The 13,491-nt window shown below is 69.0% G+C and carries 10 protein-coding genes; 8 read left to right on the top strand and 2 right to left on the bottom strand.

Annotated features, from left to right (window positions below):
- Positions 1–2,043, top strand: a complete 2,043-nt coding sequence (locus tag DFR72_RS08955; protein WP_090067335.1) for a TerD family protein — start codon at positions 1–3, stop codon at positions 2,041–2,043.
- 193 nt (positions 2,044–2,236) lie between these two features.
- Here the strand turns inward: DFR72_RS08955 and DFR72_RS08950 are convergent, their stop codons facing one another.
- On the bottom strand, positions 2,237–3,205 hold the full coding sequence (locus DFR72_RS08950) for a hypothetical protein (RefSeq protein WP_090067336.1): 969 nt from the start codon (positions 3,203–3,205) through the stop codon (positions 2,237–2,239).
- A gap of 142 nt (positions 3,206–3,347) precedes the next feature.
- Between DFR72_RS08950 and DFR72_RS08945 the strand changes: the two genes are divergently transcribed.
- From DFR72_RS08945 to DFR72_RS08925, 5 genes are all read left to right on the top strand, one after another.
- On the top strand, positions 3,348–3,992 hold the full coding sequence (locus DFR72_RS08945; protein WP_090067337.1) for a dTMP kinase: 645 nt from the start codon (positions 3,348–3,350) through the stop codon (positions 3,990–3,992).
- Positions 3,993–4,068: 76 nt separating this feature from the next.
- The gene (locus tag DFR72_RS08940; protein ID WP_211335359.1) at positions 4,069–4,899 is read left to right on the top strand and encodes an SAM-dependent methyltransferase; all 831 of its coding nucleotides are present in this window, start codon (positions 4,069–4,071) and stop codon (positions 4,897–4,899) included.
- 185 nt (positions 4,900–5,084) lie between these two features.
- The gene (gene mtrA / locus DFR72_RS08935) at positions 5,085–5,762 is read left to right on the top strand and encodes an MtrAB system response regulator MtrA (protein WP_030471262.1); all 678 of its coding nucleotides are present in this window, start codon (positions 5,085–5,087) and stop codon (positions 5,760–5,762) included.
- Positions 5,763–5,772: 10 nt separating this feature from the next.
- Complete coding sequence (gene mtrB, locus DFR72_RS08930) at positions 5,773–7,527, top strand: MtrAB system histidine kinase MtrB (RefSeq protein ID WP_090067338.1); 1,755 nt, start codon at positions 5,773–5,775, stop codon at positions 7,525–7,527.
- Entirely contained in the window at positions 7,524–9,260 is a 1,737-nt protein-coding gene (locus DFR72_RS08925) for an LpqB family beta-propeller domain-containing protein (protein WP_090067339.1), read from the top strand. The genes mtrB and DFR72_RS08925 overlap by 4 nt, the downstream gene beginning before the upstream one ends.
- Positions 9,261–9,804: 544 nt before the next feature.
- On the opposite strand, the gene DFR72_RS08920 is transcribed toward DFR72_RS08925, so the two are convergent.
- Positions 9,805–10,422, bottom strand: coding sequence for a ComF family protein (locus tag DFR72_RS08920; protein ID WP_090067340.1), 618 nt, complete (start codon positions 10,420–10,422; stop codon positions 9,805–9,807).
- Between the two features lie 966 nt (positions 10,423–11,388).
- On the opposite strand from DFR72_RS08920, the gene hpf reads away from it, so the two are divergent.
- The gene (hpf, locus tag DFR72_RS08915; protein ID WP_090067341.1) at positions 11,389–12,054 is read left to right on the top strand and encodes a ribosome hibernation-promoting factor, HPF/YfiA family; all 666 of its coding nucleotides are present in this window, start codon (positions 11,389–11,391) and stop codon (positions 12,052–12,054) included.
- A gap of 97 nt (positions 12,055–12,151) precedes the next feature.
- Complete coding sequence (locus DFR72_RS08910; RefSeq protein ID WP_245982679.1) at positions 12,152–13,411, top strand: RNA-guided endonuclease InsQ/TnpB family protein; 1,260 nt, start codon at positions 12,152–12,154, stop codon at positions 13,409–13,411.
- The last annotated feature ends 80 nt before the right edge of the window (positions 13,412–13,491 follow it).

Raw genomic sequence — 13,491 nt, 5'->3', positions numbered from 1 at the left:
GTGCGGACGACCATCATCAAGAAGACCCTGCGCGTGCCCACTTCGGACGGTGCGCCGGGTGACGGTGCCGCCGTCGCGAGGCAGCTGGACGCCGCGCTGATCAGGTCGGGTTTCAAGGCCTCGCGGGAGCTGCTCGACCACGTCGGTGGCCTGGCCGACGCCGAGGACTACGCGGCGGAGGTCGTGCGCGCGGTCAAGGAGCTGATCGGTGCGCGCGGGCAGCACAACCCGTACTTCAAGGAGTTCCCGCACAACGTGCCGGACACCCTCGCGTTCTGGTGGGAGTGCCTGCGGGACGCGCTGGAGCAGGGCGTCGCGCCGACGAACAACCTCCTCGACCTGCCCAAGTACGGGCGGGTCCAGCACTCCTACGAGGAGATGTTGCGGGCGCACGACGAGCTGATCCCGTCGTTGAAGGACCGCATCACGCTCGTGCACCTCGGCGGCACGCTCGACGAAGAGGCGCAGCGCCTGTTCGAGGAGCTCGCGACGAGCCCGATACCGCTGGCGGAGAACGACAGGGTCTTGCTCGGGGAGCTGGCCGTGCTCTGCCCCGACGGCGAACTGGACGTGCCCGTCCGGGAGAACCGCGCGATCCTCAACGCCGCCCGGCTGGTGGCGCAGCGGCCTCTGCAGGACATCGACACCGTCACCGACGTGCTGCGGCTCGCGGCCGAGGCGTCCGGGGGAGACGTCACGCTCCAGGAGCCGACGCGGTTCCGGTCGTTCCGCCGGCCTGAGCGCAGGGCGTTGCTCGGCGCGTTGAACGAGGTGGCGGAGAGCAAGCTCGGTGACGTCGGCCAGAACCGCGAGGCGTGGAAGCGCCTCGGTGAGCGGTTGCACCCGCACGAGTACCCGTTCGAGCGGGCGCAGGACGTGTTCGCGATGGCGCGCAGGGAGAAGGTCGCGCGGTCGTTCGCCGGTCAGGTCGAGCTGGCGTTCGCGGAGAACGACACCGCGCGTGCGGTCGGCATCCTCGCCAAGGCGCCGGGGATGTTGCTGAGGCAGGTCGACAGGTTGCTCCGGCACGGCGCCGAGAACCTCGCCGTGCACGTCGAGGCGGCGGTGCCGGAGGTGTCCAGCCGCGTGCTCGTCTCGGTGCTGGAACACCTCTCGAACCGCACGACGCCGGACGCCGCCCGCATCTTCGCGACCCGTTCGCGCAGGGTGTGGATCGCCGACGACGACCGCGAGCCGCTCGATCCGAAAGCGGTCGCGGAGATCGTCGAGGTGGTCGAGAACGAGCTGGTCGGCAGGCTGCCGGAGTACTCCGAGCTCGTCGTCGACGACGAGGTGCTCGACGTCGTGGTGCCCGTGACCGGCACCGAGGAGGGTTTCGGCGTGCTGCCGCGCGGCTCGAAGCTCTGGCTCGAAGGCGACGTGCTGCGCTTCTTCGTGCACTGGCGGCAGCACGCGAAGCGAACCGACTACGACCTGTCCGCGGTGTTGCTCGACGAGAGGTTCGAGTACCGGGGGCAGGTGTCGTGGACGCAGCTGAAGCAGGACGGCGCCTTCTACTCGGGTGACGTCACGGACGCCTCGGACGGTGCGACGGAGTTCATCGACGTGCACCGGATCAAGACGAACGCCAAGTACGTGGTGCCGCAGGTGAACATCTTCTCGGGAGAGGGGTTCGACGACGTCGCGGAGTCGATGTTCGGGTTCATGAGTCGCGACCTCGAGCAGATGGGCAAGCCGTTCGAGCCGAGCACGGTTCGGGCGCGCTCCGCCATGCGCGGCAAGGGAAAGGTCGCGCTGCCGGTGATGTTCGAACGGGAGGGTGACGCGTGGTACGGCACGTGGCTGCACCTCTACCTGCGCGGCACGTCGTGGGGCAACCGGGTCGAGGAGAACCGCGACATCGTGAAGTTGATCGCCGCGGCGGCGTTGCGGCGCAAGTACTTCACCGTGGCGAGGCTTCGGGACCTGTTCGCGCGCAAGGCGTCCACAGAGGACGCTCCGGCGATCCGCATCGGTCTGGCGCAGGACGAGACCGGAACCGTCACCACGGTGTCAGAACTCGGGAAACTGCTGTCGGACTGAGCGGCTGCGCTGCTAACGTGGTCCCAGCGAGGCCATGAGGGAGCTTCCTCCTAAATCCGGAACCGGAATGCTCTTCGGAGCGCCGGTCTTTAGCTCCCTCGCTTTCCTCGCCCTCACTCTGGGGACGTGCGTCCGCGGAACGCGCGGACCGCGTCGCTCGGGGTGTCCTCCGGGGACACCCCAGACCCCAGGCCTAGCTCCACTCGACGGCGATGCCCGCGATCCCGGGCCCGACGTCGCCGAAGTACGCGCTGACGACGCCGCCGAGCCCGCACACCAGCTCGTCGACGTCGACCGGTGTCGCGTCGGCCGAGGCCAGGAACTGCTTCATGCAGCGCGCCGGCATCGCCCTCCGGTGGAACGAGAGCTGCACGAGGTACGAGCCGCAGGTGTCGCGGAACGTCCGGTGGTGGCCAGGCGTCGCGTTGCCGGTGTCGTCGACGATCGTGAAGCTGAAGACGTGCTCCTCGCCCGCCGCGAGCCGCCGGTCGAACAGCATCTCCACGGCGAGGTTGCGGGAAGCGCTTTCCCGGCGCAGCCGCCCCTGCCGGCAGCCTTCGCCGGATCTGACCATCGCGTTCTCGATCAACGAGCCGTCGTCGCCGTGGTGCATCGCCAGGTACCTGTCCGGTCCCTGACGCACCGCGCGCACGACCAGCCGTGTGGTGATGGAGCGCTGCTCGCGGTGCATGCCTATCTGGACGGTGTCGTGCACGGAGAGCACTTCGAGGTCGGCGTTGCCCCGGGCGGCCTCCGGTACGGAGTCGAACGTCGCGAGCAGCGGCGCGTGATCGGGCCAGGTCGCTACCGGGCGTGGCGCGTAGGTGTTCGCGGTGCGCGGGCCGATGAGGTCCAACAAGGACGACGGCGGCAGGCGCAGCACGGTCTCCAGCGCGCGCACCGTGCTGATGGCGCGTGGCACCTCGGGATGACGCAAGCCGCGTTGCCAGTACGAGAGCGTCGACTGGCCTACTTGGACACCCAGCTGTTCGAGATGTGCGCGCAGCCGTGCGAGCGAGAGGCCCCGGTGGGCGATCGACTCGCGCAATGCGCGGTGGAACGGCCCGTAGCGCAGCGTCTCGGCGAGAGGGGTCGGCAGACCCCCGGTCGGGTGCCCGATCGGTTCTTCAACCGACCCGGCGTGCCCGGAATCCGCGGTCACCGCGGCACCTACCCTTCACACGCGCCGTGTGACTGTTCACCGTAGTCACTCGTTCTGGTGATCGAAAGATCGGATTTCGCCCGTGTGGGGGACGTGCTGCGGCCGTGTGAGTGGCCGGAACCGGTCCCGTTAGGGTTCTGGCGTGGGAAAGCTCGTGGTGATCGAAGGCCTGGACGGCGCCGGCAAGCGCACCCTCGCCGGTGGACTGACCGAGGCGTTGGCCTCTCAGGGCAGGACCGTGGCCAGTCACGCGTTCCCGCGCTACGGCGTCAGCGTGCACGCTGACCTGGTGCGCGACGGCCTCTACGGCCGGCTCGGCGACCTGAGCGACTCGGTCTACGGGATGGCCGTCCTCTACGCGCTCGACCGGCGCGGCGCCGCCGACGAGATCCGCGAGGACCTCGAGGAGCACGACGTCGTCCTGCTCGACCGGTACGTGGCGTCGAGTGCCGCGTACAGCGCCGCGCGGCTGCACCAGGACGAGCACGGCGAGTTCGTGCGGTGGGTGCACGAGCTGGAGATCGAACGCTTCGGGCTGCCCGTGCCCGATCTTCACCTGCTGCTGCGCGTGCCCGTGGAGGTCGCGGCCGAGCGGGCGGCGAAGCGGGAGCAGGCCGACGAGTCGCGCGCCCGCGACATCTACGAATCCGATGGCTCGCTGCAGGCCAGATGCGGCGTGGTTTACGACGGATTGGCGAACATCGGCTGGCTCTCACCGTGGCAAGTGGTCGACGGGCGGTCAAACGTGAACTTTCATTCGCTTCTGGAACCGCTCTTCACTCCTTGAGTGGTCGCTCACGTGCGCACCGATTGACACGATCGAGTGTCCGGTTTGTCACTGTGAGTGAATAGGAGTGCACAATTTGAAGCGTGTACTGCAGCGAACCCCGGTCGGTGTCGCCCGGACGGCGGTGCTGATCGCCGCCGCCCGCGCCAACGAGCAAGGGCAGCTCCGCCCTCTCTTCGACGACCCGCTGGCCGCGGGCCTCGTGGAGGCCGCCGGCTCCGCGAGCGACCTGAACGGCGTCCGGACCCTGGCGGGTGATCACTTCGTCCTGCGCACCCGGTATTTCGACGACGAGCTCCTGGGCACGCCGCAACCCCAAGTCGTGATCATGGCGGCGGGCCTCGACACAAGAGCGTTCAGGCTTCAGTGGCCGCCGGGCACGACACTCTTCGAACTCGACCTGCCCGAGCTGGTCGAGTTCAAGGAGGACGCCCTGCGCGACCAGCTCGCGCAACCCGCCTGTGAACGCGTCGTCGTCCCGTGCGATCTGCGGGACGACTGGGCGACAGCGCTGATACGAGCTGGTTTCGACCCGAAGAGGCCCACGGCGTGGTTGCTGGAGGGCCTCTTCATGTTCCTGCCGCCGGACGCGGGGGAGAAGGTCCTGTACTGGGTGAGCGCGCTGTCCGCCCGTGGCAGCACGCTGGCGCTCGAACACGTCAACCGCGCCTTCCGCGAGCTGCCGCAGATGAAACCCGTGCACCAGCGGTTCGACGCGCTGGACGCCCGCTGGCGGTCCGACGTGGAGGACCCCGTCGAGTGGCTCGACGGCTACGGCTGGCACGCGACGGTGACGCACCAGGTCGACCTGGCCGCGCGGCACGACCGCGCCGTCCCGGCGATCACCGACCCCCGGAAGGTGGGTGACGCGCGCATCTGGCTGGCTTCCGCCGTTCGCACGGCGTGAGAGCGCCCGGTAACGAAAGGTGATCCTCGCGCGGATACTCCCGCGACGAACAGGTCAAACGGGGCGAGGTGGGGTACGTGGAACGACAGTTCCGGCCGGTTACCGAACGAGCGCACATCGCCACCAGCAGCAACGGAACGTGGGCGGTGCGCGAACGCGCGGCCGGGAGTGCGACGATGTTGAGCATGAAGGCACGCGTGCTCGTCGTCGATGACGACCCCGCCCTGGCGGAGATGCTGACGATCGTGTTGCGCGGGGAGGGCTTCGACACCGCGGTGGTCGCCGACGGTGCCCGTGCCCTGCCCGCGCTGCGCGAGCTCAAGCCCGACCTCGTGCTGCTCGACCTGATGCTGCCGGGGATGAACGGCATCGACGTCTGCAAGGCGATCAGGTCCGAGTCGGGCGTGCCGATCGTGATGCTCACGGCGAAGAGCGACACGGTCGACGTGGTGCTGGGCCTCGAGTCCGGCGCGGACGACTACGTCGTCAAGCCGTTCAAGCCCAAGGAGCTCGTGGCTCGCATCCGGGCGCGCCTGCGGCGCACCGAGGCCGAGCCGTCCGAGGTGCTGCAGATCGGCGACCTGACGATCGACGTCCCCGGCCACGAGGTGCTGCGCGAGGGCAGGCCGATCCAGCTCACGCCGCTGGAGTTCGACCTCCTCGTCGCGCTGGCCCGCAAGCCGCGCCAGGTGTTCACCCGCGAGGTGCTGCTCGAGCAGGTGTGGGGTTACCGCCACGCCGCCGACACGCGCCTGGTGAACGTCCACGTGCAGCGGCTGCGTTCCAAGGTCGAACGGGACCCGGAACACCCCGAGGTGGTGTTGACTGTCCGCGGTGTCGGGTACAAGGCCGGCCCTCCGTGACAGGTGGCGTATGAAGTTCGTTCGGCCGGCCATCGCGAAGGCGCAGTTCCTCGTCGAGGAAGCGCGTAAGCGGTGGTCCGCGTTTGGTGACCTCTGGCGTCGTTCGCTGCAGTTGCGCGTCGTCGTGTCCACGCTCGCGCTCTCGTCGGCCGTGGTGTTCGTGCTGGGCATGGTGCTGCAGATGCAGATCACCAACCAGCTGCTGAACACCAAGGACGAGGCCGCGGTGCGCCAGGCGGTGGCCTCGCGCAGCCTGATCCAGTCCGACCTGGTCGGACTGAACCCAGGGCCGGACAGCGTGCAGACGCGGTTCACCAGCGCGATCAACAAGCTCGCTGTCGGTGGCGCCGGTACCGACGCCACCACGGCGGGTGCGGGCGCGTTCGAACCGGTCCTGGCCGACGGACTCGGTTCCGCCGGCGCGGGCCGCGTGCCGTCCGTCGGCAAGCTCGACGACGTGCCGCGCGGGCTGCGCGAGATGGTCGAGGACGGCGGCTCCGGCACCCAGATCCACACCGTGCAGCGCGACGGCGTGCAGACCACGTTGTTCGTCGTGGGCCTGCCGATCAGCACGTCCGCGCGCTCGATGCAGCTGTACCTGATCTTCCCGCTGACCGCCGAGCAGCGCACGGCCGAGGTCGTGCAGTCCACTTTGGCGGTCGGCGGCATCGTGCTGCTGGTCCTGCTCGCGCTGATCGCGAACCTGGTGACGCGCCAGGTGGTGCGTCCGGTGCGGCAGGCGGCCGAGGTCGCGGAGCGGTTCGCGGACGGCACCCTGCACGAACGCATGCACGTCGTCGGAGAGGACGACGTGGCCCGCCTGGCCGAGTCGTTCAACGAGATGGCCGAGTCGATCCAGGCGCAGTTCAAGCAGCTGGAGGAGTTCGGCCAGCTGCAGCGCCGGTTCACCTCCGACGTCTCGCACGAGCTGCGCACCCCGTTGACGACGGTGCGCATGGCCGCGGACGTCCTGCACGCCTCGCGCGAACAGTTCCCCGCAGGCCTCGCCCGGTCCACCGAGCTGCTGGTGGACGAGCTCGACAGGTTCGAGTCGCTGCTGGGCGACCTGCTGGAGATCTCCCGCCTCGACGCCGGCGTCGAAGAGCTGACCGCCGACCAGGTCGACATCCGCGTGCTGGCGCGCCGCGCGCACGACTCGGTGCGCGCGATCTCCACGAGCGCCAACTCGCCGGTGGTGCTGGACCTGCCGGACGACGAGCTCGTCGCCGAGCTCGATTCCCGCCGCGTGGAACGGATCCTGCGCAACCTGCTCGCGAACGCCATCGACCACAGCGAGGGCCAGCCGGTCGAGCTCACCATGCGCGGCAACGACGACGCCGTCGCGATCACCGTGCGGGACCACGGCGTCGGCCTGCGCCAGGGCGAGGCCGAGCTGGTGTTCAGCCGCTTCTGGCGCGCCGACCCGTCGCGCAACCGCCGCACCGGCGGCACCGGCCTGGGCCTGTCGATCTCGCTGGAGGACGCCCGCCTGCACGGTGGTTGGCTGGAGGCGTGGGGCGAGCCCGGCCACGGTGCCTCGTTCCGCTTGACGTTGCCCCGCAGGCACGGCGAGGAGCTGCGCGAGAGCCCGCTGCCGCTGGCGCCCTCGATCGAGCACGAACCCGCCGTCGTGCACGAGGAGCCGGTCGCCGAGGAGGAGCCCGGCGAGATCGAGCTGCGGCCCGAGGAGATCACCTGGCAGCCCGCGGAGCCCGTGGACGGGCCGCACGCGTCGTCGGACGAGGTTTCGGAGGAAGTGCGGTGAAGCGGCTGGCGATGCTCGTGCTCGTGCTCGTGACCCTGGCGGGGTGCGCCGCGATCCCGACGAACACCCAGCCCAAACCGATCGGGTCGAAGGACAACAAGGCGTCCAACACCCCCACCGCGCCGGAACCGCGCCAGAACATCGACCCGTTCACGCTCGTGCGCGACTTCATCGAGGCGACCTCGAACCCGGACAACAACTACGCGTCCGCCCGAGCGTTCATGACGGAGGACGCCAGCCGGAAGTGGGACACCAAGAACCCCACGATCATCGAGACCGGCTTCTCCACCGTGCCGACCTCGCAGGCGCCGCAGGACAAGACGCAGACCGTTCTCCTGCAAGGCAAGTACCTCGGCCGGCTCGGCAGCGACAACGCGTTCGTCCCGCAGCTCGGCGACTTCCAGAAGCCGGTCAAGGTCGAGCGCAACAGCGAGAACCAGTGGCGGATCTCCGAACCGCCCGCCGGCATCTACATGCCGCAGGGCATCTTCAACACCACGTACCGCCGCATCACGCTGTACTTCTACAACCCCGAGTTCACCGTGCTGGTCCCGGACCCGCGCTACGTCGTGATCCCGCCGGCGACGAGCATCCCGACCCGCGTCACCGAACTGCTGATCGCGGGCCCCGGCGACGCGGTGCGCGACACGCTGGTGAGCGCGCTGGGCCCGGACACCGACAAATTCTCGGACACCCTCGAATCCGACGACGGCGCCCTCGAGGTCAACCTCACCAACGTCGGCAAGGACCTGACCCCGGAGAAGCGCAAGCAGATCGTCGCCCAGGTCGTGAAGTCGTTGTCGGGCGTCACCTCGTCCCGTCTGCGAGTGCTCGTGGACGGCCAGCAGATCCTGCCGGACCAGCGCGACTACCGGCCGTCCGACGTGTCGGCGACCGCGGGCGAGGCGCTGCTGGCCCTGAACGCGAACCTCCAGGGCATGATCGTGGCGGACGGCTCGGTCCGTTCGCTGACCGACGGCGCCCCGATCAAGGGCCCCGCGGGCACGGGCGCGTACAGCGTCACCTCCGCCGCGCAGTCCCTGGACGGCTCACGCCTGGCCGTGGTCTCCCGCGCGGGCGGCAGGATGCGCCTGCGAGTGGGCGAGCTCGAACAGGAACTGTCCGAAGTGGACCTGGTCGCGACCACCCTGTCGAGACCGACGTGGCAGCTCTCGAGCGGCCCGAAGGAACCCGGCACCGAGGTCTGGACAGCGGTCGACGGCACCTCGGTCACCAGGGTGACCCGCTCGGACAACGGCAGCTGGACCGCCAAGGGCGTCAACATCACCGACATCCTGCCGTTCGGCTCGATCAGCGAACTGCGCCTCTCCCGCGACGGCACCCGAGCCGCCCTGGTGATCGCAGGCAAGCTCTACATCGCCTCGGTGGTGCGCGACAACCAGGACGTGGCCCTCCGCTCACCGCGGCAGCTGCAGCCGTCGATCCTGGGCTCGGCCGTGCAGTCCATCGATTGGCTCTCACAGGACGTGCTGGTGGTCTCCTCCTCGCTGCCCTCGTGGCCGGTCACCAAGGTCTACACCGACGGCTACAAGATGGACCGCTACAGCCAGTCGAACCTCAACGTGCCCGTGGGTTCGGTGGCGGCGGCGCCGGCGCGTCAGGTGCAGGTGGTGGACCCTTCCGGGCTGTGGTCGGCTTCGGACATCACGGACGTGTGGCGGTCGAGCGGGATCCGGGTGCCGGCGGGGGCGCTGGTGTTCTACCCGGGCTGATCCGGCTCGGAGGGCTGACGTGGCTCGGGTTGCTTGGTTGACGCGGCCGGGCTGAGGCTCGGGGTGGCTGGACTGACGAGGCTCATGGCGGCTGTGCTCGTCCGACGCCGTTCGGGCCGGCTGAGTGGCTGGGTTGACGTGGCTGAGTTGAAGTGGCTGAGCTGACAGCACCGCGGCCGGCCGGTGGTGCCGACGTGGCGAGTTGCTACGAGACCTCACCGGCCGCGAAGCACGCCGCCGAGCCGCGCTCGCTGGCGCTCACCGCCGCCCGGACGCGTCCACCGAACCGCCGCTCTGCCTCGGCCGGTGCGTCCCGCCTCACGCCGCCGTGCGATGTCCCGCCGAACCACAACCCCGTCTCAGCCGGAGCGTTCCGCCTCACGCCGCCCTGCGATGTCCCGCCGAACTACAACCCCGTCTCAGTCGGAACGTCCCGCCTCACGCCACCCGGCCACGGGCGGTCGTCACCGAGTTTTCACCCCCTCCCTGCCCAAGCCGCTGCCTGCCCAAGCCCTCACTGCCCAAGCCCTCACTGCCCAAGCCCTCACTGCCCAGGCCGGTGGGGCCGCGCCGACGTCAGCACCAGCACCGCGTTCGTCCGCACCCCGGCCTGCCGCAGAGCGCGCACACAGGCCGCCGCCGTGGCCCCGGTGGTGACCACGTCGTCCAGCAGCACGGTGGTGCCCGGCGGCGCCGGACCACAGACCTGCACCCGCCCCTCCAGGTTCCGCCTCCGGGCTCCGGCGCCCAGCCCCACCGAGTCGGCCACTCCGGCGGCGAGGCGCAGCACGGGTGCGACGGCGGCGATCTCCGCCTCCCTCGCGATGCGCAGCATGTGGTCGCCGCCGCGATCCCGCGCGGCGCTGCGGCGCGACGGCGCGGGGACGAGCGTCCACGGTGGAGGCCCGAGCGTGACGAGCGCCGCTGCGACGAGGGCGCCGAACCACGCTGCGAGGGGCCGTGCGCCTCGTTCCTTGAAGGCGAGCACCAGTTCCCTCGCGGCGCCGTGATAGGCGGCCAGCGTCCACACTGGCGGCCCCACACCGGGTACCTGGAGCCGTGTGGGCGGGCCGAACGAGGCGAAGCACGTGGCGCAGCACTGGGAGCCGGCGCGGCCGCAGCCGGAGCAGGTGGCCGGCACGAGCAGGTCGAAAGCTGTCATGGGACCAGGATGGCGGCGGGGTCCGACAGAAAATTCCGGTGAGGGGCCCGGCGGGCCTTTCGGCACCGCCCACAAGGGTGAAGTTCCGGTGACGTTGTCGATCTCCGAGGCGGTTCCGCGGGGCGAGAATCCCCTGCTCGGCGGGAGTTCTGTGACGATCTTGCGAGATCGGGTAACTCGTTTCGACCCGTTTGTCCCATCGTCTGTTGACGCGGTGTTTCAGAACTGAGGCGTCCGCACACGAGGCCGTCGATCAACGACCTCGGACCCAGGCGATCAAGTCCCTGAGCCGGCCTCAGGCGTGCGCGCCGCACCCCCGATTGGTTAACGATTATTCACGTATGGAGCTGACCAGCGGTTATTACTGGGGCAATAGCTGTACGTCCGTCCCAACAGTGATCGACTGCCTTGTCGGCATTGGGCGAAATCGACCGTTCAGCCGGGCGTGACTGGGCTGTGATCGGGCATCCGCGACGCCCGGATCGGTGTGAAGAAGTGCGGCGAGGGCCGCCGAGTGGTTCGGAATCGATCTCTTCCGGGTTTCGGGAACATGACGCGGGGGTCGCCCGTTGGCTGGGTATGAGGGCGCGACTGGAGCCGTTCGACGCAGCGAGGCTGCCGTCGAGTGCCGCTCCGGCTGTGCGCCGTTCGGGTGAGCGGAGTGCCGGGAGGTTTGGTTCGGAGCACGCTCGGGAAACGACTGGCAACGCGCTGTCGTCGCGCTGCGTAGTCATCAAAAAATCTCATCGTTCCCCCGGCAAGGGGGCTTACGCGACGGTGAATCCCAAGCTAACGTGCACCGCTATCAGCGTTCCCGGCCCGCGGGGAGGAGGCGAACAGCCCATGACCCTGGCGCCGTGAGAGCTGAGGGAGACGACCCTCTGCGACACATCCGCGATCGAAGATCGCCACGGCGCTTTTAAAGCAGTCCAGCCATAGCTCGCAACAAAGCGAGGGAGGTCGTGTATGGACATCGTCGTTAAGGGCCGCAACGTCGAGGTGCCCGAGCACTACAGGGTTCACGTCGCCGAAAAGCTGGCCCGGCTTGAGCGCTACGACCGCAAGGTCATCCGCTTCGACGTGGAGCTTTTCCACGAACCGAACCGCCGCCAGTCGAAGAACTGCCAGCGGGTCGAAATCACCGGCAAGGGACGTGGACCAGTAGTCCGTTCCGAAGCCTGCGCGGGTGACTTCTACGCCGCGCTGGATGCTGCGGTCGCGAAGCTCGAGAACCGCCTGCGTCGGTCACACGACCGCAGGCGCGTCCACCACGGGGCCCGCGCCCCGATCTCGGTGGCCGAAGCGACAAGCGGACTGGCTGACCGGTCCGCGGGCGAAAGCATGACGTCGCGCCGCGCCAAGACCGCGGTGCTCGACGCACCCGAGGCCGACTACGAGGGCATGGCGGAAGTGCCCGCGCAGCGTTGGGACGACGGCCTCGAAGACAAGTTGCCCGGACGCGTCGTACGCGAGAAGGAGCACGCCGCCAAACCGATGACCGTCGACCAGGCCCTCTACGAGATGGAACTGGTCGGACACGACTTCTACCTGTTCGCCGACACCGAGTGCGGACGCCCCAGTGTCGTCTACCGCCGGAAGGGATTCGACTACGGCGTGATCAGGCTGGCCTGACCCCGCTCGACCCTCGTTCCTTCGACTGCCGCCGCCCCGCACCCCTCGCGTGCGGGGCGGCGGCGCGCGTCCGCGGCACTCGCCGATCACCCTGACGATGCGGATCGCGGCCCCCTTCGGCCGCCGGAACACCCGCTACGGTCGGGATGTGCGAACGGCGTACAAGTGTCGGGCCTACCCGACTCCCGACCAGGTTGAGCTGCTCAACCGCACGTTCGGGTGCGTGCGTTTGGTTTGGAACAAGACCCTGGCTGGGCGGAGTCATCGCTACCGCGTCAAGGGCGTCCGCACCTCGTATCGCGAAACTGACGCCGCTCTGACCGGTTGGAAGCGGTCTGAGGAACTCGGATTTCTGTCCGAGGTGTCGTCCGTGCCGTTGCAGCAGACGCTGCGTCACCAGCACACGGCATTTCGGAACTTCTTCGCCGGACGTGCGCGATATCCGAGGTTCAAGACGCGAGCAGGTCGCCAGAGCGCGCACTACACGCGCTCGGCGTTTCGGGTGCGTGACGGAGCGTTGACCCTCGCCAGGACCACTGAGCCGCTGAGGTTCGTGTGGTCGTTCGACGAGGCCAGTCTCGTGACGCTGGATCCCACGATGGTTGTGATCTCCCGTGAGCCCGACGGCCGTTGGTACGTGACGTTCGCCGTCGACATCACGGCAACCGCACCACTCGACACCACCACCGGTGCCATCGGTGTGGATCTGGGTTTGACCCATCTCCTGGTGACCAGCGACGGCGAGCGGATCGCCAACCCACGGCACCTGGCTCGCAAGGCGCGGAACCTGGCGCGGTACCAGCGACGGCTGGCCCGATGCAGGCAGGGGAGCCGAAATCGCCGTAAAGCCACGCTCAAGGTCGCCCGCGCTCACCGCAAGGTCCGCAATGCGCGACGCGACTTCCTGCACCGCACGACCACGGCGTTGGTCCGCTCGGCGCAGACGATCGCGATCGAGGATCTCAACGTCGCGGGAATGGTCCGCAGTCGGTCCCTCGCCCGCGCGATCTCAGACGCGAGCTGGGGTGAGTTGCGTCGACAGTTGGAGTACAAGTGCGACCGTGCGGGTCGCGCACTGGTCGTGATCGACCGCTGGTTCCCGTCGAGCAAGACGTGTTCCACCTGCGGCTGGCGGCTGGCGGATCTTGCTCTTTCCACCCGGCACTGGACGTGTCCGGGTTGTCGCACCCGGCACGACCGGGACCTCAATGCGGCGAAGAACATCCTTGCGGCTGGTCTAGCCGTGGTCCGGGATGTCCCCGGCGATGCCTGCGGAGCTGATGTCAGACGGCGCGGGTCCTCCCTGCCGCTGTCGGCGACGAAACAGGAAGTCCGTGCCGCGAGGCACAGCGGTTGAGCGCTCTCCGCCACCCGGCGGTGGGAATCTCCGCCTTTCGGGCGGTGATGAAGTCAACGTCAAGGTGAAATAGCCCGGGC

This window comes from Lentzea flaviverrucosa, from assembly GCF_003350445.1.
Classification (GTDB): domain Bacteria; phylum Actinomycetota; class Actinomycetes; order Mycobacteriales; family Pseudonocardiaceae; genus Lentzea; species Lentzea californiensis.
Note: the sequence above shows the minus strand (reverse complement) of the source record. Positions and strands in the feature narration are given on the sequence as shown.

What these genes read in the sequence shown, in the direction of transcription:
- hpf (WP_090067341.1), top strand. Translation starts at nt 11,389, where the DNA reads ATGGACATCGTCGTTAAGGGCCGCAACGTCGAGGTGCCCGAGCACTAC.
- mtrB (WP_090067338.1), top strand. Translation starts at nt 5,773, where the DNA reads ATGAAGTTCGTTCGGCCGGCCATCGCGAAGGCGCAGTTCCTCGTCGAG.
- DFR72_RS08920 (WP_090067340.1), bottom strand. Translation starts at nt 10,422, where the DNA reads ATGACAGCTTTCGACCTGCTCGTGCCGGCCACCTGCTCCGGCTGCGGC.
- DFR72_RS08910 (WP_245982679.1), top strand. Translation starts at nt 12,152, where the DNA reads ATGCGGATCGCGGCCCCCTTCGGCCGCCGGAACACCCGCTACGGTCGG.
- mtrA (WP_030471262.1), top strand. Translation starts at nt 5,085, where the DNA reads ATGAAGGCACGCGTGCTCGTCGTCGATGACGACCCCGCCCTGGCGGAG.